General features: G+C 71.9%; 25 protein-coding genes and 1 pseudogene. 13 read left to right on the forward strand and 13 right to left on the reverse strand.

Features of this window, described 5'->3' with window-relative positions:
• Positions 1-10: 10 nt before the first annotated feature.
• Positions 11-698, forward strand: a pseudogene (locus AB0O28_RS09205) (response regulator transcription factor).
• Between the two features lies 1 nt (position 699).
• On the forward strand, positions 700-1,881 hold the full coding sequence (locus AB0O28_RS09210; protein WP_363638004.1) for a hypothetical protein: 1,182 nt from the start codon (positions 700-702) through the stop codon (positions 1,879-1,881).
• 119 nt (positions 1,882-2,000) lie between these two features.
• On the opposite strand, the gene AB0O28_RS09215 is transcribed toward AB0O28_RS09210, so the two are convergent.
• The 4 genes from AB0O28_RS09215 to AB0O28_RS09230 form a co-directional block, all read right to left on the reverse strand.
• A complete protein-coding gene (locus tag AB0O28_RS09215; protein ID WP_363638006.1) occupies positions 2,001-2,171 on the reverse strand; it encodes a hypothetical protein in 171 nt (56 codons plus the stop codon).
• A gap of 241 nt (positions 2,172-2,412) precedes the next feature.
• A complete protein-coding gene (locus tag AB0O28_RS09220) occupies positions 2,413-3,273 on the reverse strand; it encodes a sugar nucleotide-binding protein (protein ID WP_363638008.1) in 861 nt (286 codons plus the stop codon).
• 77 nt (positions 3,274-3,350) lie between these two features.
• On the reverse strand, positions 3,351-4,115 hold the full coding sequence (locus AB0O28_RS09225; RefSeq protein ID WP_363638010.1) for a sugar nucleotide-binding protein: 765 nt from the start codon (positions 4,113-4,115) through the stop codon (positions 3,351-3,353).
• A 35-nt stretch (positions 4,116-4,150) separates the two neighbouring features.
• Positions 4,151-5,359, reverse strand: coding sequence for an MFS transporter (locus tag AB0O28_RS09230; RefSeq protein ID WP_363638012.1), 1,209 nt, complete (start codon positions 5,357-5,359; stop codon positions 4,151-4,153).
• Between the two features lie 80 nt (positions 5,360-5,439).
• Here AB0O28_RS09230 and AB0O28_RS09235 point away from each other — a divergent pair, with 80 nt between their 5' ends.
• The gene (locus tag AB0O28_RS09235; RefSeq protein ID WP_363638014.1) at positions 5,440-6,324 is read left to right on the forward strand and encodes a LysR family transcriptional regulator; all 885 of its coding nucleotides are present in this window, start codon (positions 5,440-5,442) and stop codon (positions 6,322-6,324) included.
• A 15-nt stretch (positions 6,325-6,339) separates the two neighbouring features.
• Here AB0O28_RS09235 and AB0O28_RS09240 read toward each other — a convergent pair whose 3' ends face one another.
• Positions 6,340-6,840, reverse strand: coding sequence for an ATP-binding protein (locus tag AB0O28_RS09240; RefSeq protein WP_363638016.1), 501 nt, complete (start codon positions 6,838-6,840; stop codon positions 6,340-6,342).
• A 77-nt stretch (positions 6,841-6,917) separates the two neighbouring features.
• On the opposite strand from AB0O28_RS09240, the gene AB0O28_RS09245 reads away from it, so the two are divergent.
• Positions 6,918-7,730 carry an aminoglycoside phosphotransferase family protein gene (locus AB0O28_RS09245; protein ID WP_363638018.1) on the forward strand — a complete coding sequence of 271 codons (813 nt, stop codon included), beginning with the start codon at positions 6,918-6,920 and terminating at the stop codon, positions 7,728-7,730.
• Here AB0O28_RS09245 and AB0O28_RS09250 read toward each other — a convergent pair.
• Complete coding sequence (locus tag AB0O28_RS09250) at positions 7,658-8,257, reverse strand: ArsR family transcriptional regulator (RefSeq protein WP_363638020.1); 600 nt, start codon at positions 8,255-8,257, stop codon at positions 7,658-7,660. The two genes, AB0O28_RS09245 and AB0O28_RS09250, sit on opposite strands and share 73 nt — an antisense overlap.
• Before the next feature lie 116 nt (positions 8,258-8,373).
• Here AB0O28_RS09250 and AB0O28_RS09255 point away from each other — a divergent pair, with 116 nt between their 5' ends.
• The 5 genes from AB0O28_RS09255 to AB0O28_RS09275 all read left to right on the forward strand — a co-directional run bounded on the left by AB0O28_RS09255 (position 8,374) and on the right by AB0O28_RS09275 (position 12,878).
• Positions 8,374-9,324 carry a DUF2218 domain-containing protein gene (locus AB0O28_RS09255; RefSeq protein ID WP_363638022.1) on the forward strand — a complete coding sequence of 317 codons (951 nt, stop codon included), beginning with the start codon at positions 8,374-8,376 and terminating at the stop codon, positions 9,322-9,324.
• Between the two features lie 97 nt (positions 9,325-9,421).
• Entirely contained in the window at positions 9,422-9,889 is a 468-nt protein-coding gene (locus tag AB0O28_RS09260; RefSeq protein WP_363638024.1) for a ribosomal protein L7/L12, read from the forward strand.
• A gap of 52 nt (positions 9,890-9,941) precedes the next feature.
• Entirely contained in the window at positions 9,942-11,024 is a 1,083-nt protein-coding gene (locus tag AB0O28_RS09265; RefSeq protein WP_363638026.1) for a tyrosine-type recombinase/integrase, read from the forward strand.
• 11 nt (positions 11,025-11,035) lie between these two features.
• Positions 11,036-11,830, forward strand: coding sequence for an AraC family transcriptional regulator (locus tag AB0O28_RS09270; RefSeq protein WP_363638028.1), 795 nt, complete (start codon positions 11,036-11,038; stop codon positions 11,828-11,830).
• Between the two features lie 58 nt (positions 11,831-11,888).
• The gene (locus AB0O28_RS09275) at positions 11,889-12,878 is read left to right on the forward strand and encodes a sterol desaturase family protein (protein ID WP_363638030.1); all 990 of its coding nucleotides are present in this window, start codon (positions 11,889-11,891) and stop codon (positions 12,876-12,878) included.
• Between the two features lie 65 nt (positions 12,879-12,943).
• Here AB0O28_RS09275 and AB0O28_RS09280 read toward each other — a convergent pair whose 3' ends face one another.
• The 3 genes from AB0O28_RS09280 to AB0O28_RS09290 are packed head-to-tail and all read right to left on the reverse strand — an operon-like array spanning position 12,944 to position 15,721.
• Positions 12,944-13,513, reverse strand: a complete 570-nt coding sequence (locus AB0O28_RS09280) for a hypothetical protein (protein ID WP_363638032.1) — start codon at positions 13,511-13,513, stop codon at positions 12,944-12,946.
• A complete protein-coding gene (locus AB0O28_RS09285; protein ID WP_363638034.1) occupies positions 13,510-14,403 on the reverse strand; it encodes a GyrI-like domain-containing protein in 894 nt (297 codons plus the stop codon). The genes AB0O28_RS09280 and AB0O28_RS09285 overlap by 4 nt, the downstream gene beginning before the upstream one ends.
• Positions 14,404-14,449: 46 nt before the next feature.
• Positions 14,450-15,721 (reverse strand): MFS transporter, encoded by a 1,272-nt coding sequence (locus AB0O28_RS09290; RefSeq protein ID WP_363638036.1) that lies wholly within the window; start codon positions 15,719-15,721, stop codon positions 14,450-14,452.
• 77 nt (positions 15,722-15,798) lie between these two features.
• On the opposite strand from AB0O28_RS09290, the gene AB0O28_RS09295 reads away from it, so the two are divergent.
• Positions 15,799-16,362, forward strand: a complete 564-nt coding sequence (locus AB0O28_RS09295; protein ID WP_363638038.1) for a helix-turn-helix domain-containing protein — start codon at positions 15,799-15,801, stop codon at positions 16,360-16,362.
• Positions 16,363-16,547: 185 nt separating this feature from the next.
• Here the strand turns inward: AB0O28_RS09295 and AB0O28_RS09300 are convergent, their stop codons facing one another.
• Complete coding sequence (locus AB0O28_RS09300; protein WP_363638040.1) at positions 16,548-18,023, reverse strand: pectinesterase family protein; 1,476 nt, start codon at positions 18,021-18,023, stop codon at positions 16,548-16,550.
• Between the two features lie 246 nt (positions 18,024-18,269).
• Between AB0O28_RS09300 and AB0O28_RS09305 the strand changes: the two genes are divergently transcribed.
• On the forward strand, positions 18,270-19,028 hold the full coding sequence (locus tag AB0O28_RS09305; RefSeq protein ID WP_363638042.1) for a MerR family transcriptional regulator: 759 nt from the start codon (positions 18,270-18,272) through the stop codon (positions 19,026-19,028).
• Between the two features lie 140 nt (positions 19,029-19,168).
• Positions 19,169-19,999, forward strand: coding sequence for an HAD family hydrolase (locus tag AB0O28_RS09310; protein WP_363638044.1), 831 nt, complete (start codon positions 19,169-19,171; stop codon positions 19,997-19,999).
• A 76-nt stretch (positions 20,000-20,075) separates the two neighbouring features.
• Here the strand turns inward: AB0O28_RS09310 and AB0O28_RS09315 are convergent, their stop codons facing one another.
• Together AB0O28_RS09315 and purB are read right to left on the reverse strand one after the other, a co-directional pair.
• Complete coding sequence (locus AB0O28_RS09315; RefSeq protein ID WP_363638047.1) at positions 20,076-20,825, reverse strand: GNAT family N-acetyltransferase; 750 nt, start codon at positions 20,823-20,825, stop codon at positions 20,076-20,078.
• Positions 20,826-20,833: 8 nt separating this feature from the next.
• A complete protein-coding gene (gene purB, locus AB0O28_RS09320; protein ID WP_363638049.1) occupies positions 20,834-22,261 on the reverse strand; it encodes an adenylosuccinate lyase in 1,428 nt (475 codons plus the stop codon).
• Positions 22,262-22,527: 266 nt separating this feature from the next.
• Here purB and AB0O28_RS09325 point away from each other — a divergent pair, with 266 nt between their 5' ends.
• Positions 22,528-22,848, forward strand: a complete 321-nt coding sequence (locus AB0O28_RS09325; RefSeq protein WP_363638051.1) for a hypothetical protein — start codon at positions 22,528-22,530, stop codon at positions 22,846-22,848.
• A gap of 52 nt (positions 22,849-22,900) precedes the next feature.
• On the opposite strand, the gene AB0O28_RS09330 is transcribed toward AB0O28_RS09325, so the two are convergent.
• Positions 22,901-23,452, reverse strand: a complete 552-nt coding sequence (locus AB0O28_RS09330) for a YetF domain-containing protein (RefSeq protein ID WP_363638053.1) — start codon at positions 23,450-23,452, stop codon at positions 22,901-22,903.
• Positions 23,453-23,618 lie beyond the last annotated feature (166 nt).

A 23,618-nucleotide genomic window follows, 5' to 3' on the forward strand; every position in this document is an offset into this window, starting at 1 on the left:
CCTCGAGAGCGTGCGTGTGCTGATCGTCGAGGACGAGCCCTACCTGGCGGAAGCCGTCCGCCACGGCCTACGCCTGGCAGCGATCGCCGCCGACATCGCCGGTGACGGCGACACCGCCCTGGAACTGCTGAGCGTCAACGCCTACGACATCGCCGTCCTCGACCGCGACATCCCCGGCCCCTCCGGCGACGAGATCGCCAATCGCATCGTCGCCTCCGGCCGCGGCACCCCCATTCTCATCCTCATTGCCGCCGACCGGCTCGACGACAAGGTCTCCGGATTCGAACTCGGCGCCGACGACTACCTCACAAAGCCGTTCGAACTCCGCGAACTCGTCCTCAGGCTCAGAGCACTCGACCGCAGGCGCGCCTACAACAGGCCGCCCGTGCGGGAGATCGCGGGCCTGCGGCTGGATCCGTTCCGCCGCGAGGTCTACCGCGACGGCCGCTACGTCCGCGCTCACCCGCAAGCAGTTCGCCGTGCTCGAAGTGCTCGTCGCCGCCGAAGGCGGGGTCGTCAGCGCCGAGGAACTGCTGGCACGAGCGTGGGACGAGAACGCCGACCCCTTCACCAACGCCGTGCGCATCACCATCTCGGCGCTGCGCAGACGGCTCGGCGAACCCGGGATCATCGCCACCGTGGCCGGCGTCGGCTACCGCATCGACGCGGCGTCCGGCACCGTACCGCCAGAGGTATGACGTGAGCGTTCGCCTCAAACTCACCCTCAGCTACGCGGCGTTCCTCATGTTCGCCGGTGCCCTGCTGCTCGCCGCCGTGTGGGTGTTCCTCCTGTCCTACGTGCCCGACAGTACGCGCGGCCTTCTCGGCGTGGCGCCCAACCGTTCCCTCCTCCTGCGTATGTTCGCGCCGGCGGCCGCCGCGGTGCTGGCGTTCCTGCTGGTGTTCGGCCTCGTGGGCGGCCGGCTTCTCGCCGGCCGCATGCTCGCCCCGCTGACTCGCATCACGGACGCGACGCGCATGGCCGCGAACGGGTCGCTCACCCACCGCATCCGGCTGGAAGGCCGCAAGGACGACCACGGCGAACTCGTCGACCGCCTTCACACCGTCAACGCCCGCGCGATCGACCTCACCGAGGCGCTAATCACGACCAGCGTCCGCCCCGAGACCGTGATGCTCACAGTCGAAAGCAGCGGCGAAAAGCTGCCCCCGGAGTCGGTCGCGACACTTACCGAACCGTTCCAGCGCGGCACCGGAAGAATACGCGGCGACCACGCGGGCGTCGGCCTCGGCCTGGCAAATCGTCAAGAGCATCGTTCACGCGCACGACGGGTCTCTCACCATCGTCCCGCGCCCCGCGGGCGGGCTCCGTACCGTCGTCCAACTGCCCACCTCGCCCGGCCGCGACCGGCTGAAGGGCGGGGGAGAGGGGTGATCACGGAGAGTGACAACACCCTCACGGGTGAGTCCGTGTGCGCCCGGGAAGGCGGGGGAGCGGCGCGGAGAGCGTGGCAAAGCGGGCCGGTCCAAGCGGTGGAAAGCAGGTCACCAGAGCCGGCGGGCCGGAAGGGGACGATCCGCAGGTGCGCAACCGCGTCGAGATCCGGCAAATCGAACACGGGCCGGGGGAGTCTCCAACCGGCCAGCGGCCGAACGACGTGTGGCGCCGCAGACCCGTCGCGAGAGGGGCGCCGCCGTCCGCGAAGCCAGGCCGTGGGAGTGGTCGTCAGCACGAGCGCGACGATCGCAAGCCCCGTGGCGCGGCACCGCCGCGCCGACGGGCCCGCCGTTCGGCGCCGCGACATGGACGCTCGGACGCCCTCGCGCGGCGATGTCCGCGATACGGGCGCGCGAGTCGGTCGTAGAGCCGGGAGAGTGGCCGGGAGGAGGGCCGGGAGGAGGGCCGCCAAATCGCCTACTTGACATAATGTTCATTATCGAGCAATGCCGGAAGGGGCACGAAGGGCCGTTGGCCTGGAGTTTCGGACGCTCTGCAAGGTGCGCATGACACCGTCTCCGTGCTGGTCCCGCGACGAGGGCCGTCAGCCGATCTGCTCGACCAGTGCGACCACGGTGCCTCCGGGCCGCGGACGCAACAGAGCCGTCAGTCGCCCTCGGGGCGCACGGAGTTCGGCGACGTGTTCGGCGCCGTGGATGCGCAGGCGGGCGATGACGTCGACGATGCCGGCGTTGTCCCTCCACTGGATCGTCATGGTGGTCCTCTCCTCCTCCGTCGCGCGGCCCGTCGTCGCCACTGGCGGACCCGGGACGGAGCCGGTGCCGCATTCTCGGCACCCGAGGTCCACGATTCTCCCTCTGGGCGCCCACATCGCCGAACGAGAACCCGCCCGTCCTCTGCGATTGGACAAAGGTTCCTATTCTGATCGTAGGCACCTATAAATCGTCATACCGGACAGAAGGTGAATTCTGTCCGGTATATGTGGCTATCAGTTGCTATGAGGGCTCTGATCCGGTTTGTAGAGGCGGTTCCTGTCCCCTGCTCAGGAACCGCCGCGCGCCGCGCAGCGTGGTCCGCAGGCGCCGCTGCGTCATGGCGCACTCCAGTCGCACATCCAGCGGTCCGGGCACGGCGGTGTCCGCTCGCCTGCCCGAAGGCAGACTGTCCGCGTCGAGGCCATCACGCCGGGCGATCAACAGCCCGAGCTCGAACCGGCTCACCGCGTCGGTTCCGGCGAGATGATGGATGCCGCGGTATCTGGATGCGGCGAGTTCGAGGAGCGCCGCGGCCAGATCGGCGACGTGCACCGGACATCGGACATCGTCGGTGAACAGCACTCCTTTCTGTCTGCCGCCGGCCAGTGCGTGCACCAGCGCCTCGTGCGAGGAACCACCGTCCCCGATGATCAGGGAGGTCCGGGCTATGACCGCCGTTGGCGCGATCGCGCTCACCGCTGTCTCGGCAGCGGCTTTGGCCGCACCATAGGGGGTGATCGGGTCGGGGACGCAGGTCTCGTCATAGTGGATCGCGGCACCCGAGAAAACCGCGTCGCTGGACACCTGGACCAGGCGCCCGCCGGCCGCGGTGGCGGCGAGAGCCACGTTCACGGCTCCGATGGCAGTGGTCGCCCAATCCGTCTGCCGGTACGCGGCGTTCACGACCACCTCTGGCCGGAATGCGCCGATCAGCGCCTCCGCGTCCTCGCGCCGGCGTACATCGAGCGGCAACCAGTCGACGCCGCCGGTCTCTCCTGATCGGGTGAGGTAGGTCGCCGCCACCTCATGCCCGGCCGCCACACACTGCCGGGCGAGTTCACTGCCGAGAAGACCACTGCCCCCGACGATGAGGAATCTCATGGCCGGTCACCCTAGTTGAGCAATCGCTTCCCATCCCCCGGAACCGCCGCGCAGCGTGGTCCGAAGCGGCCGCTGAGTCAGCAGCACATCAGACGCGCATCGAGCGGACCGGGCGCGGCGGTGTCCGCTCGCCGGGCCGAAGGCGGCCGGTCCCCGTCGAGGCCGTCACGCCGGGCGGTGAGCGACCCCGGCTCGTTTCGGCTCGCCGCGTCGGTTCCGGCGACCCGGTGGACGTCGTGGTGCTCGGACGCGGCGAGTTCGAGCAGCGCCGCGGCCAGATCGGCGACGTGCACGGGGCGCGGCACGTCGTCGGTGAACAGCACTCCGCTCCCCCAGTCCGTGGCCGGGGGATGCGCCGGCGCCTCGTGCGGGCGATCACCGTCGCCGGTGAACAGGCAGGTCCGGGCTGTCACCGCGGCCGGCGCGATCGCGTTCATCGCTGTGACGGCGGCGGCTTCGGCGGCGCCGTTCGGGGTGATCGCGCCGGTGACGCGGGTCTCGTCGTAACGGGTCGCGGCATCGGAGAAGACCGTGTCGTCGGCCATGTGCACCAGGCGCGCGCCCGTCGCGGAGGCGGCCAGAGCGACGTTCGCGGCTCCGGCCGCCGTGGTCGTCCAGTCGGCCTGCCGGTACGCGGCGTTAACGACCATCTCTGGTTTGTGTGCGCCGATCAGAGCGCCGACGTCCTCGCGCCGGAGCACGTCGAGCGGCGCCCACTCGACGTCCACGATCTTTCCTGGCCGCGTGAGGTAGGTCGCGACGACCTCATGCCCGGCCGCCGAACACCGCCTCGCCAGTTCGCTGCCGAGAAGGCCGCTGCCGCCGACGATGAGAACTCTCAAGGCGGATCACCTCATCAGGGAGTCGGAGGACGCGCTCAACCACGGGCGATCGCCAGCGCGTCGTCGGGGACGGTGCGTGTGGTCTTCCGGCGGGTGGCGAGTGTGAGGAGCAGCGAAGCCCCCGTCAGCGCCAGGCCGTACCAGACGACGCTCGTGACGCCCAGGTGGTCGACGAACTGTCCGCCGAACAGCGCTCCGAGGGCGATGGAGGTGTTGTACGCCATCGTGTTGAGCGACATCGCGGCTTCGAAGGTGTCGGGCGCGGCGGCCTGCGTCATGTTGACCTGGCACAGCTGGACGACGCCGAAGGACGCTCCCCAGAGGATCAGCGTGACGATCGAACCGGCCTGTCCGCCGGCGATCGTGAGCAGGAACAGCATGGACATCACGAGGCCGGCGCAGCCGACGATGAAGCTGCCCCTCAGGTTCCTGTTGGCCGTGTACCCGGCGATGAAGTTCCCGGCCGCGCCTCCGGCGCCGTAGACCATCAGCACCACGGTGATGAAGAAGGGCGTGGCGGATGCGCTCTGCTCAAGGTAGGGGCGCACGAACGTGTACGTGCCGAAGTGGCCGAGGACGAAGAGGACGACGGTGAACAGCACCAGACGCAGGGGCACGTTCTTCAGCGGGAGACTGAAGACTTCCCGCACCGAGACGGCGTTCGTCGACGGCAGCGACGGGATGACGGCGACGACCGCGAGGAACACCAGCGCTCCGAGGCCGGCCCAGATGAGGAACGTGGTTCGCCAGCTGGTGAGGCTTTCCAGGATCGTCCCCAGCGGCATGCCCACGACCGCGGCGACCGAGATGCCGGACATGACGGTCGCGGCCGCCCTGCTGGCGTGACGTTCGGGGACCAGGCGCATCGCCATGCTCACGCCGATGGCCCAGAACACCCCGTTGGCGAATCCCATGATGAGCCGCGTCGCCAGGACCAGGGGATAGTTCGGCGAGATGGCGGTGATCACGTTTCCCAGGGTCAATATCGCCAGGAGCGTGGACAGCAGGACGCGCCGGTTGACGCGCCTGGTCCAGGCGACGATGAAGGGCACGCCGAGTCCGGCCGAGACGCCGTAGAGCGTGACCATCAGCCCGGCGATGCCCACGGATATGTGCAGGCTGGTGCTCACGGGGGTCAGCAGGCCGACGGGCATGAGCTCGGTCGTGAGGAAGACGAAGAGGCTGGCTGTGATCGCTGCGACGCCGAGCCATGGTTTCAGGGGCGAGTGCGTGGTTTCCGTCATGGTTCAAGGGTGCGCGAGCATCGATCTATGAGTCCAACACATAATTTTCATTGCTATCTATCGTGATGCATGATTGTCGGGTGGAACTGCAGCAGCTGAGATATGTCGTCGCGGTCGCGGAGACCAGCAACTTCACCCGTGCGGCCGAGCGCTGCCGGGTGGTGCAGTCGGCGCTCAGTCATCAGATCGCCGCTCTGGAGCGGGAGCTGGGCGCACGGCTGTTCGAGCGCACGAGCCGCCGCGTACGCCTGACACCGGCCGGGGAGGCGTTCCTGCCCGCGGCCCGGGAGTGTCTGGAGGCCGCGGACCGGGCACGGGCCGAGGTGGCGGCCGTCGGCGGGGAGATCCTGGGGCGGCTCGCCGTCGGGGCCATCCCCACCCTGGCGGCCGTCGACCTTCCGGTCGCTCTGAGGGACTACCGCCGGCGCTATCCGCGGGTGCACATCACGCTCACCTCGGCGGGCAGCGAAAGTTTGATCGAGCGGGTCCGGCAGGGCGGCGTCGACGTCGCGTTTCTCGGCCTGCCGCCCCGGATGGAACCCAAGGGCGTGCAGAGTCGCCACCTCGGCGGAGGTGAGCTGGTCGCCGTGGTCGCGCCCGGTTATCACCGGACGGAGACCGAGGTGGATCTGCGGAGTCTGGCGGACGAGCCGTTCATCGACTTCCGCGCGGGGGCGGCCGGGCGGGCACAGTCCGACGAGGCCTTCGCCGCGGTGGGGGTGCGGCGTGACGTGCCCTTCGAGGTGTCGTCGGCCGAACTCATGGTCGATCTGGTACGGCAGGGCCTCGGCGTCGGCATGCTGCCGGCCGCGTTCGCGCCGCGCTTTCCCGACCTGCGTGTCATTCGTCTTCGCGATGCTCCCACCCGGGTGGAGCACCTGATCTGGGACAACCGGCCGTCCCCGGCGGCGCTGGCCTTCCTGGAGCTGATCGGCGCCGATCGGGCGGAGGCGCCTCCCGGTTGAGCCGCGCGGCCTTCCTCACCGGCCGTGGTCGTCCTCGTCTCGTACGGTGAAGCCGCCCCGGCCGTCGAAGGTCACCGTGTGGACCGCGTCGAACCCGTCCTGCGGGCGTGGGCGGCGCAGGCGTTCGACCGTGGCGAGGATGCCGACTTCGGGCACCCGGGCGCGGCCGGTTCGGCGGGCGTTGCGTTCCAGGGAGGCGGTGAGGTCGGGAGGGAACCAGTAGGCCACCATGCGGGCGCCGTGCTCCCTGGCCGCGACGATGAGCGGGCCCCACTCCTCTGGGGAGGGATTGGTGTTGTCCACGGCCACGTTCCGCCCCTCCCCCAGCGTCTCGGCGATGACCCGGAGCTGGCGTCGCTGCCGGTGGCGGGCGTTCGGCCAGTTGTCCTTGCTGACGTGGACGTGCGTCGCCGCCAGGCGCTGCCGGTAGAAGGTGGACTTGCCCGACGCCTGCAGCCCGACGAGCACGGCGACCTCCCGGCCCGTGACGCCCGCGGGTCGCGTGCCGGGGGTCACGCCTCCTCCCCCGGCGAGCCGTGGGTGGGAGCCGGGGCCGCGCCGGGGTCTGCTGTGATCACGCCTACGATCATGGGATGGACGAAGAGGAGCTGACCGGGGGCGGGGTCAACCGCGTCGTCCGGGTGGGAGGCACGGTGCGCCGGCCGGCCCGCCGGTGGACACCGGTGGTGCACGCCCTGCTCGGCCATCTGGCGGCGGTGGGGTTCGGTGGCGCGCCGAGAGCTCACGGGTGTGACGGCGAGGGCCGGGAGGTGCTGGATTTCGTCCCGGGTGAGGTGCCGGACTATCCCCTGCCGTCGTACGCGACGGCGGATGAGGCGCTGGTCGCCGTGGGGGCGCTGCTCCGGGACTACCACGACGCGACGGTGGGCTTCGCGCCCGCGGAGGACGCCGGGTGGTACTTCCCCGCGCGGGCTCCGGCGGAGGTCGTCTGCCATGGTGACGTGGCGCCGTACAACTGTGTGTTCCGGGAGGGGCGGCCGGTGGCGTTCATCGATTTCGACACCGCGCATCCGGGGCCGCGGGTGTGGGATGTGGCGTATGCCGCCTACCGGTTCGTGCCGATGCATGATCCCGGCCGGGACGGGAGCGCTCCGGGGGTGGAGGAGCAGGCGCGGCGGCTGCGGGTGTTCGCCGACGCATACGGGCTCGGGGCGGCGGACCGGGAGGTGCTGGTGGAGACCGCGCGGGCCCGGCTGGAGCATCTGGCGGCCCACATGCGTGCCGAGGCCGCGGCGGGTCACGAGGCGTTCGCCGCTCATGTCGCGGAGGGGCACGATCTACTGTATTTCACCGACAGCGCGCATATGGCCCGTCATGAGGGGCTGTTCCTGGCGGCGCTCTCGCCGGAGGGGCGGGACGGCAGGGTGGGGATGTCGGCGGGATAGAGCGAGAGCAGCAGCCCGTACGGCTCGCCCGCGGAGGACGGGGTGCCGCCGGGAGGGGGCAGCAGGGCGCGAAGCTTGGTGATGAGGGCGCGGGCCTCGTCCTGGGTGAGCCACAGGTGGTTCAGCAGGGTGTGCTCGGCCTGGCCCGGCCGGGCGGGCAGCATCTCGTCGAGGGCGGCTCTGATGAGGAAACCGGGGCCGGCGGTGGCCTCCTCGTGCAGGCGGAAGCCCCGGCTGACCAGGGCGAGGGTCTGTTCGGTGCCGCCGCGTACGTGCCGGGTGCCGGCGAGGTGGACGATGCCCGCTTCGCGTAGGACGCGGATGTGGTAGCCGACGGTGCCTTTGGCGGCCCGCAGTGCCGTGGCCAGCTCCCCCAGTGTCGCGGGGCGCTGGCGGAGCAGGTTGACGATGCGGTGGCGGACGGGGTGGCCGAGGGCCTTGAACTGGGCGGGGGTACGTAGCTCCAGAAGGTCGGGGTCGTGCGGGGGCGTTGAGTGGCGCTCCCCCGTCGTCGTCTCGTCGGTCACGAAGAAAGTGTCGAGGATGGTCGACGCTTTGACAAACGGGTGGGCGGGACAGCACAATCGCCGGACCGGAAGCGTCGAGCATTGTCGACGCTTGATGCCTCACGTGGAGGAAACCGATGCCTCATTCGACGGCGCGCGTCGTCACCGACAGGCCCGAGCGCTACATCAGGCAGCTCGTCTCGCACATGGGCCACAAGGTGGAGGCCGTGCTCGGCGGCGACGGCCGGGCGGTGATCGAGCTGGGGTCCGGGCGCTGCGTGCTGCGGCCGTGCGCCGGCGGATTCGAGATGATCGCGACCGCCGGCGGCGAGGAGTCGCTGACCGGCGTGCGGGACGTCGTGACCCGTCACCTGCTGCGGTTCGCCACCCAGGAGGAGCTCGTGGTCGACTGGTCGCCGCCCGCCGGGGGCGACGCGGTGTGGGACCTGTCCCCCGTCGTGGACGACTACCTGCTCACGCACTGCTCCCCGCCGGACGAGGTGCTGCGGGATCTGGTGGTCAGGACGCGCGAGGAGACGGGCGGCGCGGCCGGGATGCAGATCTCGCACGACGAGGGCGCGCTGCTGACGATGCTGGTGCGGATGTCGGGCGCCCGCCTGGCCGTGGAGGTGGGGGTGTTCACCGGTTACTCCTCGATCTGCATCGCCCGGGGGCTGCCGCCGGACGGGCGCCTGCTGGCGTGCGACGTGAGCACGGAGTGGACGTCGATCGCCAGGAACTACTGGGAGCGGGCGGGTGTGGCCGGTCGTATCGACCTGCGGATCGGGCCGGCGCTGGAGACGCTGCGTGCGCTTCCGGCCGAGCCGGTCATCGGTTTCGCGTTCATCGACGCTGACAAGGAGAGCTACCCGGACTACTACGAGGAGGTGGTCACGCGGCTGAGCCCGGGCGGCCTGGTCGTGCTCGACAACGTGTTCCAGGGCGGGCGTGTGTTCGACCCGGCCTTCCAGGGACAGGCGCAGGTGGCCGTCCGCCGCCTGAACGAGACGATCGCGCGGGACGAGCGGGTCGAGTCGGTGATGCTGCCGGTGCGTGACGGCGTCACCGTCGCCCGGCGGGTGGGCTGACCGGCAGGCGCCGGGTCACCCGGCCGGCGATCACGTCTGTCGTTCACCCTAGCCGGAAGGGCTGACTGTTCCGTGGGGCGGGGTTTACGATCACCACATGTTCGGCTTGGGCATGGTCGAGGTATTGATCCTCGCCGTCATCGTGATCGCGCTTCTCGGTGTGGGGCTCGCCGCAGTGCGGGCCGGCGCCCGCCCCGCCGGGCCGCTCGCGTGGCGCAGCCCCGGGCTGCTGCCGCCGGTGTCGGCCGATCTGCAGCACCGGGTGCGGGAGCTGTACGCCGAGGGCAAGAAGATCGAGGCGATCAAGCTGATCCGCGAGCAGACCGGGCTGGGTCTGAAGGAGGCCAAGGACCTGTCCGAGGCCCTGGCGTCGGGGCGGCCGCTGCCGGTGGCCCCGGGCCACGCGCGGCCGGATCTGGCGTCGCGGGTGCGGGAGCTGAAGGCGGCCGGACGCGGCGAGCAGGCGGTGTTCCTGGTGCGCGGCGAGACGGGCATGGGCCAGTCGGAGGCCGAGCGGTTCGTCGACGCGATCGACGCCGTCGACGCGGATGGCGGCGAGGCGTAGGAGGCCGCCCTCCGGGTGCCGGTTGTCGGTGCGGCTCGGTACGGTGTCGATCATGCTGCCCGCACAGGTGAACAGGGTGACCGTGCAGGAGGCCGCGGACCGCTACGTGGAGCTGGTCCGGGCCAAGACGCTGACCGGGGGGCTGTCGCCCGCCACGGCCGAGGTGTACGCGCGTGACGTGGCCACGTTCGTACGGCTGGCCGGGCCGGACCGGGTGCTGGACGACCTGACCGGCGAGGATGTGGACGCGGTGCTGCTGGCCTTCGCGCGCAAGCCGGACGAGCGCAGGAAGAGCGACGAGCAGGGGAAGGGCACGGGGAAAGGCGCGGGACAGAGCGCGGCGTCGCAGGCGAGGTTCCGCCGGTCGGTGTCGGCGTTGTTCCGGCACGCGACGTCGGCGGGGTGGGTGCATCTGGATCCGATGGCGGCCTCGTCGGTGCGGGCGCGGGAGCGGGGCGGGCTGCGGCCGGAGCGGCGGGCGCTGACGCGGGAGCAGGCCGAAGGCCTGATCGAGGCGGCCGGCTCCCCCTCTGGGCCGCCTCCGGAGGCGGAGCCGGCGGGTTCCGGCGTGGGGCGCCGCCGCCGGGCGGACCAGCGGACCGAGGTGCGTGACGCGCTGGTGGTGCTGCTGCTGACCACGGTGGGCCCCCGGGTGTCGGAGCTGGTGCGGGCCAACGTGGAGGACTTCTACACCAACGACGGGGTGCGCTATTGGCGGATCTTCGGCAAGGGCGGGCGGACCCGTGACGTTCCGCTGCCCGATGCCGTGGCCGCGGCGTTCGACGCTTACCTGGCGGTCCGGCCGGACGGGAACGGCGAGAAGGCGCTGTTGCTGTCGTGGCGGGGCAGGCGGCTGGCGCGGGGCGATGTGCAGGCGGTCATCGACCGGGTGCAGCGGCGGGTGGATCCCGGGCAGCGGCGGGCGGTGACGCCGCACGGGTTGCGGCACACGACGGCGACGCATCTGCTGGCGGACGGCACGGACATGGACGCGGTACGACGGGTACTTGGACACAGTGATCTATCGACGCTGGGCCGTTACCGGGACGACCTGCCCGGAGAGCTGGAGATCGCGATGGGGTCGCATCCGCTGCTGCGCCGCTGGCGCGGCCAGGCCGGGCCGGACACGCCCTGAGCGTCGCGCTGATGGGTGAGTGGCCTTCCGGCGCGCGGTGGGCGGGGAGCGCTTTCGATGCGCGGTGGGCGGGGAGCGTCAGCGCCGCGCCGGGTCTGCTCGCCTTCACCGGCGCGATCGGCACCGCGGAGCCGCACGCGCACGCCGCGGTGCAGGTGCTGCTGGTCACCGAGGGGAACGTGGAGCTGGTCGACGGCAGCGGGCGGCGGCAGCGGCAGGTGGAGGCCGCGATCATCCCCACCGGGGTCCGGCACGAGCTGCTGGCCGGTCCGGGCGCGCACGGCCTGCTGGCTTACCTGGATCCGGCGGGCCGCGCGGGGCGTGCGGCCATGGCCCGCGTCCGATCGGGCGGCGGCGATCCGCAGGCCGTGGGCACGTGGCGCGGTGCCGCCGAGCCGGTCGTGGGCGAGCCGTTCGGGGCGGCGATGGACGACGAGGTGCCCGGGGCCGGGCCGGGTGAGCTGCCCGCGGTGCTCGTGCGTGCCCTGGACCTGATTCCGCAGCTGATCAGCGGACCGCTGCTGCTGAGTGAGCTGGCGGCTCGGGTGGGGGTGTCGGCCAGCCGCCTGGGTCATCTGTTCGCCGAGCATCTGCAGCTGCCCTATCCGGCGTGGCGGCGCTGGGCGCGGCTTCTGCACGCCATCGAGGCGGTCCGCGACGGCGCCGGCCTGACGGAGGCCGCGCACGCGGCCGGGTTCGCCGACAGCGCCCATCTGACCCGCACCTGCCGGGCCATGTTCGGCATCACCCCCAGCCAGGCCGTTGCCGCCGCGCACTGGAGGTCCGCCGGTCGCGGGGGCCGGTGAAGGGCTTCAGCGGATCCGTTCAAGCCGCGAGCGGGGCCGCGCCGCCACAGTGATGGGCATGTCCGTTCCTGTCTTCACTGCTTTTGCCGCTACCGCGCGCTCCGCCGTACGGGGTGCCGTGCGTTACGGCTATGTCCCGCTGATGCTGCTCGGCGTCAACGGCGCGGCCGTCGCGCTGGCCTCCGCCGGTGCCGCCGAGCTGTGGCTGTTCGTCCTGCTGCCGGCCGCCGTCGGCGTGTCGTTCTGCGCCGAGCGCATCGTGCCGTATGAGACCGGCTGGAACACCTCTCACGGCGATGCCGGGCGTGATGCCGCGCATGGCCTGGTCAACGAGAGCCTGATCCTGGTCGGTGTCGCGGTCATCCCGCTGCTGGCCGCCGTCGTCCCTGCCGCCGGGTTGTGGCCGGGCGGCTGGCCGTTCGTGGTGCAGGTGCTGCTGGCCGTGGTGGTCGCCGATGCCGGGATCACCCTGTTTCACTACGGCAGCCACAAGGTCGGCGCGTTGTGGCGTTTCCACGCCGTGCATCACTCCGTGACACGCTTCTACGGCCTGAACGGCCTGATGAAGCACCCGGTGCATCAGGCGATGGAGATGGCCGCGGGGGTCGTTCCGCTGCTGCTGATCGGCCTGCCCGTCCGGGTCGCCTCGGTCCTGGCCCTGGCTGTGGCGGTCCAGCTGCTGCTGCAGCACTCCAACGCCGACTATCGCGTCGGCCCGCTCAGGTATGTCCTGGCGCTCAACGAGGGGCACCGCTTCCATCACCTGAAGTGGGCGGGCGTCGGTGACGTCAACTTCGGGTTGTTCACCTTGGTCTGGGACCATCTGCTCGGCACCTACTCCTACGACCCCGGGCGCCGCTTCACCTCGGAGCTGCTCGGCATGGCGGCCAAGCCCCACTATCCGAGCGCGTATCTGGCCCAGCTGGCCGAGCCGTTCAGGGCGTCCGGCGCCTGCCATGCCGCCCCAGGACAGGGAGGCACAGGGCAGGCAGGCACGGGGCAGGCAAGCGCCGCAGACCCGGCGCGGCGGGCGCCCGCGCTTCACTGACGCCCGCCGTCTTTCGTGGCACTCCCCCGGCCGCGTCGTTGCGCGGGATCGTCGAGCCGGGCCGCTCAGGCGGGGCGTACGGGCTGGCGCAGGATCGTGCGCACGTCCGCGGAGTCGGCCTCCTGGACGCCGGTGAGATAGAGCTCGTGGTGCAGGCCGGCCGGGACGAGGCCGTGGGCGTGCATGAACTCCTCCATGAGCGTGAGCGACTTCGGCTCCTCGGCGAAGGGGCCGTGGTGGGTCATCTGGACGCACCGCCCGTCGGTGAAGGTGACGAGCTGGACGGCGCCGACGCCGGGCGTGGGGCGGGCCGCCTCGCGGGCCTGTTCGGCGAGGGCGGGGTCGAGGCCGGCGGGCAGGCGGAGGAACAGGTGCCAGTGCCACTCGTCCCTGGGGACATCGAGGGGGTGGCGGGTGGTGTCCTCGACCCACCAGCGGCCTTCGAGCACGGGCATGGGCAGTCCTCCGGCGAGGCTGGTCAAGGGTCCTGCCACGGCGTACAGCGCGGTGATCGCGGCGAGGTGCGCCGATGCTCCGGGGGCGCCGCGTCCGGTGACGCCGAGCCCCGTGACGGGGCCGAACTCGGCGAGTTCCGGGGCGTCGGCGGCGGAATACCAATCGGTCAGGTGGTTCATTCTTCGTCCTCCAGCCGGATCATCAGGTGGGTGACCAGCCGCTCGGGCGGGGTGGTCGCGGGGTCGGAGACGTAGGCCTCGCGGAGGGGGCCGGTGGGGGCGTGCCCGCGTTCGGCGCACCAGGCGAGCAGGGCGTGGGCGGTGAGCGCGATCTGGTCGTAGGGGCCGACGTGGGCGGCGGTGGCGAAGGCGCCGCCCGGCAGGATGTCGGGCCGGGCGCCCGGCACGTGCGGAAGGCCGGTGCCGGTGAGCGCCACGGCGACGGGGACGGAATCGCCGTAGTCGAGCGGGAACAGGCCGACGAGGTGGAGCGGGATCGCGCCGGACGCGGCGGCCATCAGGCGGGCGACGCAGGCGGAGGTGGCACGGCCGATGTCGTCGGGGGTGGCGGCCAGGTCGTGGACGACGATCGCGGGGCGCGGGGGTTCGGTGACGACGGTGATCTCGGCGCCGGGCAGGCCGGCGGCGAGGATGTGTTCGAGGGTCTTGAGGGTGCGTCTGCGGCGGGCGAGTTCGGCCTCCAGATCGTCTTTCACCCGGGCGAGCGCGGCGGCCGCGGTGTCCTGTCCCCCGCCGCCCTGTCCCCCGCCGCCCTGTCTCCCCGTGTCCTGACCGGACACCCCGCCGGCGGACAGGACGGCCGCGACGACGGGCAGGGGGACGTCGAGGGACCGCAGCAGGCCGATGACGAGCGCGTCGCGGGCCTGGGCGGCCCGGTAGTAGCGGTAGCCGCTGGCGGGGTCGATCCAGGCGGGTTCGAGCAGGCCGAGCGTGGCGTAGTGGCGCAGTTGCTTGACGCTGAGCCGGGCGAGGCGGGCGAACTGCCCGATCGACAGAAGGTCGTCGTTCACGTGCCCCAGCATGGCCTCTCCCTCCGTGGGAGAGTCCATGCCACGATGGACAGCGCGCGTGCTGCATTCGGAAGACGGCGACGCGTCACTGTCCGGGGGAAGGGGCGCGATCCGGTGCCGGTGAGGAGGCGCGCCCGGGTGCCCGGCCGTCGGCCGGCGGCACCGTGCCCCGGCCGGCCACCATGGCGACGATCACCTGTCCGGCCGCGGCGGCACACATCACGATGATCGGCGCCTGCCAGCCGTCGGTGATGGTGTGCAGCAGCCCGAAAACCACCGGTCCCGCGGCGGCGAGCAGGTAACCGATCGACTGGGCCATCGCCGACAACGCGCCCGCCACGGTCGCGTCCTGGGCGCGCAGGCTGAGGAACGCCAGCGCGAGCACCAGGCACGCTCCGCCGCCCAGGCCGAGGACGACGCTCCACAGCAACGCCCATCCGGGCGCCGCCAGAAGGCCGAGGTATCCGGCGAGCAGGACGGCCGAACTCACGGTGGCCACCGCGCGTTGGTCACGTGCCCATCGCAGCGCGGCGGGCACCGCCAGGCTGGTCGCCACCGCGACCGCCTGGAACACGAACAGCAGCCATCCCGCCGCTGCCGCGCTCACCCCGGCGTCCTGGAACACCTGGGGCAACCACGTGACGACGACATAGAAACCCAGCGACTGCAATCCCATGAACGCCGTGACCGCCCACGCCAGCGCCGATCCCAGCGGCAACCGGTGCCCGCGGATCGCCCGCGGGGCCGGCCTCGCCGTACGCGCCTGCGGGAGCCACAGCACCACGGCCGCCAGCGCGGGCAGGATCCAGCACCCCAGCGCGGTGGGCCAGCCGCCGGGGACGACCTGGCTCATCGGTACCGCGACCCCGGAGGCGACCGCGGCGACGGCCCCCATCACGGTGGCGTACGCGCTGGTCAGCAGGCCCACTCTGGTGGGGAAGTCGCGCTTGATCAGGCTCGGCAGCAGCACGTTGCCCACCGCGATTCCCGCCCCGATCAGCACGGTTCCCGAGAACAGGCCGATCGCCGACGGTGCCCACCGGATGGCGATCCCGAGGGTCAGCACCATGAGCGCACCCCAGAGGAGCCGCTCGGGTCCCCACCGGGCCGCCAGCCGCGGGACCAGCGGCGATATCACCGCGAACGCCAGCAGGGGCAGCGTGCTCAGCAGGCCCGCCACCGCCGGAGTCAGCCCCAGATCGGCCTGCACGCGATCCAGCAACGGCCCGACGGCGGTCAGGCTCGGCCGCAGGTTGGCCGCCACCACCAGCAGTCCCCACACCAGTAGCGCCCGGCCGGAACGCCCTGCCGGCCGCTTCGCATCGGGGGAAACCAGGACGGAATGCTCCTTCGACATGGCGTCGACCTCTCTGACATAATACGGAATAAGGAATCCGGATTCCGCTCCGAAGTCTAGGCAGAGGATCGTTTGAGATGTCAACTCCGCCGGCCCGCCGCAGGACGCGTACCGACGCCGAGCGCAACCGCGATCGCGTCCTCGATGCGGCTCGCGCACTGTTCGCCGCGTCCGGCCACGACGTGCAGATGTCGGAGGTCGCCCGAGCGGCGGGCGTCGGCGTGGGGACCCTCTACCGCAAGTTCCCGACCAGGGAGGCCCTGATCGAGGCCGTCGCCGAGCACCGGGCCGTGGAGATCGTCGCCACCGCACGCCGGCTCACCGGCGCCGGCGATCCGGCGGATGGCCTGGCCCGTTTCCTGCACCACATGGGCGAGGTGCTCGCGGACGACCGCGGCATGTCGGAGGTCGTCGAGAAGGCCATGGGCTCGAGCGAGCCGCGGGAAGAGACCCGCGAGGCGCTGCTGGCCATCGCCGCCGAGCTGATCGACCGGGCGCGGGCGAGCGGCGCGGTCCGGCAGGAGGTGACGACCGAGGACGTCAACATGGTCATCTGCGGCCTGGCGGCGGTCATCCGCAACGCCGCGGGCGACTGGCGGCGATACATCGAGGTCGCGCTCGACGGACTGCGTTCCCGCTGATCGGGCGGATGTCAGGTGGGAGGGAGCGCGGGCCTGTCAACGCCGGGGACAGGGCCGCCTGCCCGGAAACGGAGGCCGGCGCGGGCCGCCGTCGGTGCGGCGGCGGCCCGGAGCGTGGTGCGGCGCGGGTCCGTTCCCCCGAGGCAGGGGCCAGCCGGCAGGGGTCAGGGGTCAGCCGGCAGCGGTCAGGGGGCAGGGTTCCAGCCGTCGGATCCGGCCAGGTACTTCTGCGGGGTGTAGTTCGCCGCCTGGGAGTCGCTCATCTGCGGCCGGTTGCCGTTGGTGCCGGCGCCCGCGCCGGTGTTCTTGTATTCGAAGAAGCGGGCGTTCTTCCAGGAGTTGCCGGACATGTCGGTCCAGGGCTGGGAGGTCTTGATGGTGGAGCCGAGGGTGGACTCCCGGTAGAGCACCTGGGCGCTGGGGCCCCACGGGCGGCCCAGCTGTGTGGTGCCCGCGGTGGCGCCGGAGATCCGCGACCTGTAGATGAGGAAGCCATAGGTCTTGGCGGCGTCCGTCCTGGCGGCGGTGATCGGGGCCCCGCTGGCGCGCTTCTCGTAGATGTCGCAGTTGTCGATCACGATGGTGCCGTCGCCGAAGATGAAGTCGACGGTGCCCTCCACGTAGGAGCCGGTCATGTAGGCGCGGGCGGAGGCGTTGACCAGGAACGTGTCCTGGTCGCCGAGCAGCCGCACGTTGGACAGGACCGCCCGGTCGGCGTTGAGGTTCAGCGCGACGGCCTGCTGGCCGTCGACGGACGAGCTCTCGACGTGGTCGTTGGAGATCGTCAGGTTGGTGGCGGTGAAGTCGTGGCCGTTCACGAACGCGGTGGCGCTGTTGAAGGTGCCGCCGTTCCCCCCGGCGTAGTGGTTGTTGACGATCACGACGTCCGAGGCCGACGCGCCGAGGCCCTGCAGGGTGATGTACGGCTTGTTGGCCGGGATGGTGACGATCTCCCGATACGTGCCGGGCTTGATGGTGATGACCACGCGGCCGCCGTTGTTCGCCGGCACGGCGTCGATCGCGGCCTGGACCGTGCGGTACCTGCCGGTGCCGTCGGCGGCCACGGTGGCGGTGCCCTGCGTGCCGGCGGGGGTGAACAGCCACTGCTTGTTGGTGTTGGCGGTGCAGGTCTCCTGGATGACCGCGGCGCCGGAGGAGGTGGAGGCGCCCTTGTCGCTCACGCACAGCCCGCTGGCCACGCTGACGATCTGGTAGGTGCCGGAGCCTGAGGCGACCAGGCGCCACTGCTGGTTGGTCTGGTTGGCGCAGCCCCACTGCTGCAGTTGCACCCCAGAGGCGGTGGAGCCGCCCGGGACGTCGAGGCACAGGCCGCTGTTAGCGTTCACAATGGTGTAAACGCCGGATCCGGCGGATCTGAGCGTGAAGTGCTGCCAGGCGGCGCCGGAGCAGCCCCACTGCTGCACCAGCGCGCCGTTGCTCGTGGAGCCGGACACCACGTCCAGGCACATGCCGCTCTTGGTGACGCTGATCTGGTACGTCCCCCCGGCCGAGGGCACGGCCGCCTGCGCGGGGACGGAGGACAACGCGACCGCCGCCAGCGGGGCGGCGGCGAGGACGGCCGCCCCACCGGCGGCACGCCGGCCCGGCCGGCGGCGGATCCGAGGCGGACTCGAGGCGTTGCTGGGGGGTGTGACAGGCATCTGCACTCCTTCGGACGCGCTGCGCGAACGGGAGGACCACTGCTCGCGCCGGAAGGACCGGCGTCGGCGCGAGAGCCACCGCACCGTATGCGAACTGCTCCGAATAAGTCAATCGCCTCAACTAACGCCGTCGCGTCGCCGCTGATCGACCGGCCGGGCCCGGTGCGAAACTTTCATCGCGGGCCACCCGCTTGACCCTCACGCGGCGTGAGACCGCAGGCTTGGACCAGGAAGGGAGGAGTACCCATGGGCTACTCGGTCGGCCAGGTCGCCCGCTTCGCGGGGATCACCGTGCGGACGCTGCACCACTACGACGAGATCGGGCTGCTGACGCCCGGCGAGCGGTCGGCGGCCGGATACCGGCGCTACACCGAGCCGGACCTCGAACGGCTGCAGCAGGTGCTGTTCTACCGGGAGCTCGGGTTCTCCCTGGAGGAGATCGCCGCCATCCTCGACGATCCGGGCGCCGATCCGATGACCCACCTGCGTCACCAGCACGAGCTGCTGCGGCGCAGGATCGGCCGGCTGGAGGAGATGGCCGCGGCGGTCCAACGCGCGATGGAGGCGAGAAAAATGGGCATTTCCCTCACACCCGAGGAGCGGTTCGAGGTGTTCGGCGACTTCGACCCCGACCGGTACGCCGAGGAGGCGGAGGAACGCTGGGGCGGCACCGACGCGTTCGAGCAGAGCCGCCGCCGGACGGCCCGCTACACCAAGGACGACTGGCGGGCCATCACCGCGGAGGCCGAGGAGGTGCTGGAGGCGTTCGCGGCGGCCTTCACCGAAGGGGCCCCCGCGGACGGCGAGCGGGCGACGGACGTGGCCGAGCGGCACCGCGCGCACATCACCCGCTGGTTCTACGACTGCACCTACGAGATCCACAAGGGCCTCGGGGAGATGTACGTGAGCGACCCCCGCTTCGCGGACAACTACGAGCGGGTCGCCGAGGGGCTGAGCCGGTACGTCCGCGACGCGGTCCACGCCAACGCGGCCCGGCACGCCTGACCGGTCACGGCGTGTCCCGCGGGCGGCGCCGGTGTCACCGGCGGCTGTTTCCCCCGGTCATCCCTGTTCCCCCGGTCATTCCCGGCACCTTCACAGCCTGGAAACGCGGCGGAAACACGTCCGGGTCAAGATGAGGACTCGTGATCAGGGCCATTCTGTTCGACCTCGACGAGACCCTCTTCGATCATCGCCGGGCGGTCGCGCACGCGGCGACCCGCTGGACCGAGTCGGTCTGCCCCGGGCACGAGCTGCTGCCGGAGGCGCCGGCGCTGTGGCTGGATCTGGAGGACAAGCACCTGCCGGCCTGGCACGCCGGGGAGTGCTCGTTCGCCGAGCAGCGGCGCAGGCGGCTGCGGGAGTTCTGCCGGCGGCTCGGCCTGCCGGCGCCGGCCGACCCGGACCTGGCGTTCGCCGGGTTCCTGACCCACTACGAGTCGGCCTGGGCCGCCTTCCCCGACGTGCACGAGACGCTGGAGGCGCTGGCGCTCCTCGACGACGCGCCCGTGCCGGCCGTGCTCACCAACGGCACGGCGGCGCAGCAGGAGGCCAAACTGCGCCGGATCGGGCTGCTCGACCGTGTGGAGGTGGTCTTGACGCCCGAGGCGCTCGGCGCGTTCAAACCCGACCCCGAGTGCTACCGGCGGGCGGCGGCGACGCTGGGCCTGTCTCCCTGCGAGGTGCTCATGGTGGGCGACAACCTCCTGCTCGACGCGGTCGCCCCCACCCGGGCGGGGATGCACGGCGTGTGGCTCGACCGGTACCGCGCGGAGCCCGCCCCCTCCTCCCCCGCCGTACCGAGGATCACCACGTTGCGGGACCTGCCCGACGCGCTGGACGCGGTGAACTCGCGCGGGTCCGGCCGGCCACGGCGCCGTACGCCCGAAGCCGCGACCGGCCGGGAAACAGCCGCGTTCGCGATGGTCACCCGGACGGCCATGGGCGGGATCGCGGTGCCTGTGCCGCTCGGGTGACCTCGCCGTGGCGAGGGCAGGCGCCGCCGTGAGCCCGCACAGCCGGCACATCCCTCACGGCCGCGGGCGTGAGCGGTCAGGCGCGCGGACCGGCGGCGGCGACGCGGCGGCGGGCGAAGCCGAGCCGCTCGTAGACGACGACGGCGGCCGCGTTCCAGTCGTCGACCATCAGCGCCACGCGGCCGTGCTCGGCCAGCAGCGCGGAGGCCACGAACCGGCACACCCGCTCCCCCAGCCCGCGTCCCCGCGCCGGCGAAGCGGTCGCGACGCCGGCGAGCAGGCCCACCGTCGGCGCCGGCCACGCGTCGGCCGCGACCGCCAGCAGGGCGCCGGAACCGTCGCGGACACCGGCCCAGCGGTGCACGCGCGGCAGGCCCGGCACGGCGTAGGAGCCGGGGCTGGCGGCGGCGAGCAGATCGGCCACCTCGCCGGCGGCGGAGTCCGCCAGCCAGGCGGGAGGCCGCTCCCGGCCCGCGGCCCGCTCGCGGGGCGGGGCGAGCTTCTCGGTGCCCATCCAGGAGAAGCGACCCGCGAGCTCCAGCTCCGGCACGGCCTCGACGACCTGTTCGATCAGCGCGGCGTCGCCGAAGGGCCGGTACGACGGCCCGGCCTCGGCCAGGGCGTGCCGCAGCAGCGGGACGACCCGGGCGGCCTCACCCCTGACCGCCAGGCGGTCCCGCCGGGCCGCCTCGGGGCTGGCCACCGCCACCGCGTCCCCGTACGCCCAGGCGCGTACGCCGGGACGCATGCCCTGCGCCGCCCACACGACGAGGTCGTCGTCCCCCGAGGCGGCGACGACCTCGGCCTCGCTCACCAGCTCACGCACGCGTGTCCCTACAGGATCGCGCCCGCGACGTAGGCGGCGTCCCCGGGATGCCGCGCGGTGATCTCCCCGATCCGCGCGGTCACGGCCTCCACCTGACCGGCGGCCGCGCCGGCGAAGGAGGCCCGGTCGGCCAGCAGCGCGTCGAGCTCGGCCCGGCCGAGCGGGAAACGTTCGTCGGCGGCCAGCCGATCGAGCAGCTCGTTGCCGGCGCCGCGCGAGCGCATGGCCAGCGCCGAGGCCACCGCGTGCTCCTTGATGATCTCGTGGGCGGTCTCGCGGCCGACCCCGGCCCGCACCGCCGCCATGAGCATCTTGGTCGTGGCGAGGAACGGCAGGTAGCGGCCCAGCTCGGCCTCGATGACGGCCGGGAACGCGCCGAACTCGTCCAGCACGGTCAGCATGGTCTCCACCAGGCCGTCGAAGGCGAAGAACGCGTCGGGCAGGGCCACCCGGCGGACGACGGAGCAGGACACGTCGCCCTCGTTCCACTGGTCGCCGGCGAGCTCCCCGGCCATGGAGGCGTACCCGCGCAGGATCACGGTGAGGCCGTTGACCCGCTCGCAGGAGCGGGTGTTCATCTTGTGCGGCATCGCCGACGAGCCGACCTGGCCCTCCTTGAAGCCCTCGGTGACCAGCTCGTGCCCGGCCATCAGGCGGATGGTCTTGGCCAGGGAGGACGGGGCGGCGGCCAGCTGCACCAGCGCGGTCAGCACGTCGTAGTCGAGCGAGCGGGGGTAGACCTGGCCAACGCTGGTGAACCGGCGGGCGAACCCGAGGTGCGCGGCGACGCGGTCCTCCAGCGCGGCCAGCCGGTCCTCGCCGCCGAGCAGGTCGAGCATGTCCTGGGCGGTCCCGACCGGGCCCTTGACGCCGCGCAGCGGGTAGCGCTCCAGCAGGTCCTCCAGCCGCTCGTAGGCCACCAGCAGTTCGTCGGCGGCGGTGGCGAACCGCTTGCCGAGCGTGGTGGCCTGCGCGGCGACGTTGTGCGAGCGCCCGGCCATGACGGTCGGGGAGTGCTCGGCGGCCAGACGGCCCAGGCGGGCCAGCAGCGCCACGACCCGGCCCCGCACCAGCAGCAGGCTGTCGCGGATCTGCAGCTGCTCGACGTTCTCGGTCAGGTCGCGGGAGGTCATGCCCTTGTGGACGTGCTCGTGCCCGGCCAGGGCGTTGAACTCCTCGATGCGGGCCTTCACGTCGTGCCGGGTGACCTTCTCCCGCTCGGCGATGGAGGCCAGGTCGACCTGCTCGGCGACCTTCTCGTAGTCGGCGATCGCCTGCTCGGGCACCTCGATCCCGAGGTCGGCCTGGGCCTTCAGCACGGCGAGCCAGAGCCGGCGCTCCAGCACCACCTTGTGCTCGGGAGACCACAGGCGGGCCAGCTCCGGGGAGGCGTAACGGGCGGCCAGGACATTCGGGATACGCGGCTTGGCATTCACGTTGGCCCAGTCTATTGACCACATCTGTCGAGCACGCACCTGCCTGCCGCCCGCCCGCGGGGTGCGACGGCGGTCCTCCCGCCGGCGTCGACCGGCGGCATCCGGGAGCCGCTCCTGAAGGGCGGACGTGACATTCGTCGATCCCGGTCGCGGCCGCATCTGCGACCTGGGAAATAAGATAGGAGATGGCTCTCAGAATCGTATCGCCGCACACGGCCACGGACCGGGCAGGACCCGCCAGCTCGGCAGGCGAGGGAGCGTAAACGATGACCAGGATAAAAGTAAGAGCGTTGATCACGCTCCTGCCGTCCGAGCAGGGCGGCCTGCACCACGCACTGCCGCACCGCTCACAGTCACTGACGGTCAGCGCGCATCATCGGGAGGCAGGCGTGGTCCACCGCCGGCCCTTCGCCGCGGCGATCACGACCGACGACTGGAAGCCGTTGAGCCCGGGAGACAAGAACCACATCGTGACCATAGCCGTCACGGACGACAGGGCCGCCGAATACCTGCGCCCGGGCGAGCGCTTCGACCTGTGGTGCGGACACGATGTCGGCAGTGGCATCGTGTCACGACGCGTCTTCTGACCCGCCGCCCCCTGCGGCCCGTACGGCTCGGGGACCGCGTTCCTCAGGTGCCTCATCCGTCGGCCCCGCGCACCGGTTCGGCCGGGGACGGCGGGTCGTGCCCGCCTGCCGGACCACATGGTTCTGTATGTGTGATGACGGAAATCGCACCGTTCGGCTCGAACACCGCAAGGCGTACGGCGGCCAGCTCGGTGACGCCATGCTGGCGCAGGACGATGTCAAGGTCGTGCCGCGTCAATCCGCAGCGGCGCAGGGCGGGCTGGTGCACCACGCCGTCGTGGACGAGCAGGTGCGGCGGCGGGTCGGCCATCCGACGTACCCCGGGAAGGAAGCGCAGACGGACGACGACGAGATGAGCGAGCAGCAGCGTGATCAGAGCGGCGGCCCCGTCCAGCCAGGAGGCGTCGGTCGCGGTCGCCGTACGGCCGATCAGCGCCCCGACCGCGACGGCCGTGACGAAGTCGAACGGGGCGAGCTCGGCCAGCGCACGCCGCCCGGTGAGCCGGAACACCACTACCGCGGTGACGAACAGCGCCAGCACCTTGACCGCGGCCAGCAACGCCCGTTCCGGAGCGCCCATCAGCGCGTCGAGCACCCCGCTCATGCCGGACCCGGCCGACCCCGTGCGGCGCCGGACGTCCCGCCGTCGCCCCCGGCGGCGATCGTTGCGACCATGTCCACGTTCCTTGGCCCCCGCTTCACGTGCCGTCGCCGAAACAGCCATCACGGCGTGGCCGGGCCACCGCCAGGACGCAGGTGAGGCGTTGCCC

This window comes from Microbispora sp. NPDC088329 (genome assembly GCF_040685655.1).
GTDB lineage: Bacteria > Actinomycetota > Actinomycetes > Streptosporangiales > Streptosporangiaceae > Microbispora.

Bases quoted from the DNA above. Each gene is read 5' to 3' on its own strand.
- AB0O28_RS09255 (WP_363638022.1), top strand. From the start codon at position 8,374: ATGCCTCATTCGACGGCGCGCGTCGTCACCGACAGGCCCGAGCGCTAC.
- AB0O28_RS09285 (WP_363638034.1), bottom strand. From the start codon at position 14,403: ATGGACTCTCCCACGGAGGGAGAGGCCATGCTGGGGCACGTGAACGAC.
- AB0O28_RS09215 (WP_363638006.1), bottom strand. From the start codon at position 2,171: ATGACGATCCAGTGGAGGGACAACGCCGGCATCGTCGACGTCATCGCC.
- AB0O28_RS09325 (WP_363638051.1), top strand. From the start codon at position 22,528: ATGACCAGGATAAAAGTAAGAGCGTTGATCACGCTCCTGCCGTCCGAG.
- AB0O28_RS09300 (WP_363638040.1), bottom strand. From the start codon at position 18,023: ATGCCTGTCACACCCCCCAGCAACGCCTCGAGTCCGCCTCGGATCCGC.
- AB0O28_RS09220 (WP_363638008.1), bottom strand. From the start codon at position 3,273: ATGAGATTCCTCATCGTCGGGGGCAGTGGTCTTCTCGGCAGTGAACTC.
- AB0O28_RS09245 (WP_363638018.1), top strand. From the start codon at position 6,918: ATGGACGAAGAGGAGCTGACCGGGGGCGGGGTCAACCGCGTCGTCCGG.
- AB0O28_RS09270 (WP_363638028.1), top strand. From the start codon at position 11,036: ATGGGTGAGTGGCCTTCCGGCGCGCGGTGGGCGGGGAGCGCTTTCGAT.
- AB0O28_RS09260 (WP_363638024.1), top strand. From the start codon at position 9,422: ATGTTCGGCTTGGGCATGGTCGAGGTATTGATCCTCGCCGTCATCGTG.
- AB0O28_RS09290 (WP_363638036.1), bottom strand. From the start codon at position 15,721: ATGTCGAAGGAGCATTCCGTCCTGGTTTCCCCCGATGCGAAGCGGCCG.
- AB0O28_RS09330 (WP_363638053.1), bottom strand. From the start codon at position 23,452: ATGAGCGGGGTGCTCGACGCGCTGATGGGCGCTCCGGAACGGGCGTTG.
- AB0O28_RS09280 (WP_363638032.1), bottom strand. From the start codon at position 13,513: ATGAACCACCTGACCGATTGGTATTCCGCCGCCGACGCCCCGGAACTC.
- AB0O28_RS09295 (WP_363638038.1), top strand. From the start codon at position 15,799: ATGTCAACTCCGCCGGCCCGCCGCAGGACGCGTACCGACGCCGAGCGC.
- AB0O28_RS09305 (WP_363638042.1), top strand. From the start codon at position 18,270: ATGGGCTACTCGGTCGGCCAGGTCGCCCGCTTCGCGGGGATCACCGTG.
- AB0O28_RS09230 (WP_363638012.1), bottom strand. From the start codon at position 5,359: ATGACGGAAACCACGCACTCGCCCCTGAAACCATGGCTCGGCGTCGCA.
- AB0O28_RS09265 (WP_363638026.1), top strand. From the start codon at position 9,942: ATGCTGCCCGCACAGGTGAACAGGGTGACCGTGCAGGAGGCCGCGGAC.
- AB0O28_RS09275 (WP_363638030.1), top strand. From the start codon at position 11,889: ATGTCCGTTCCTGTCTTCACTGCTTTTGCCGCTACCGCGCGCTCCGCC.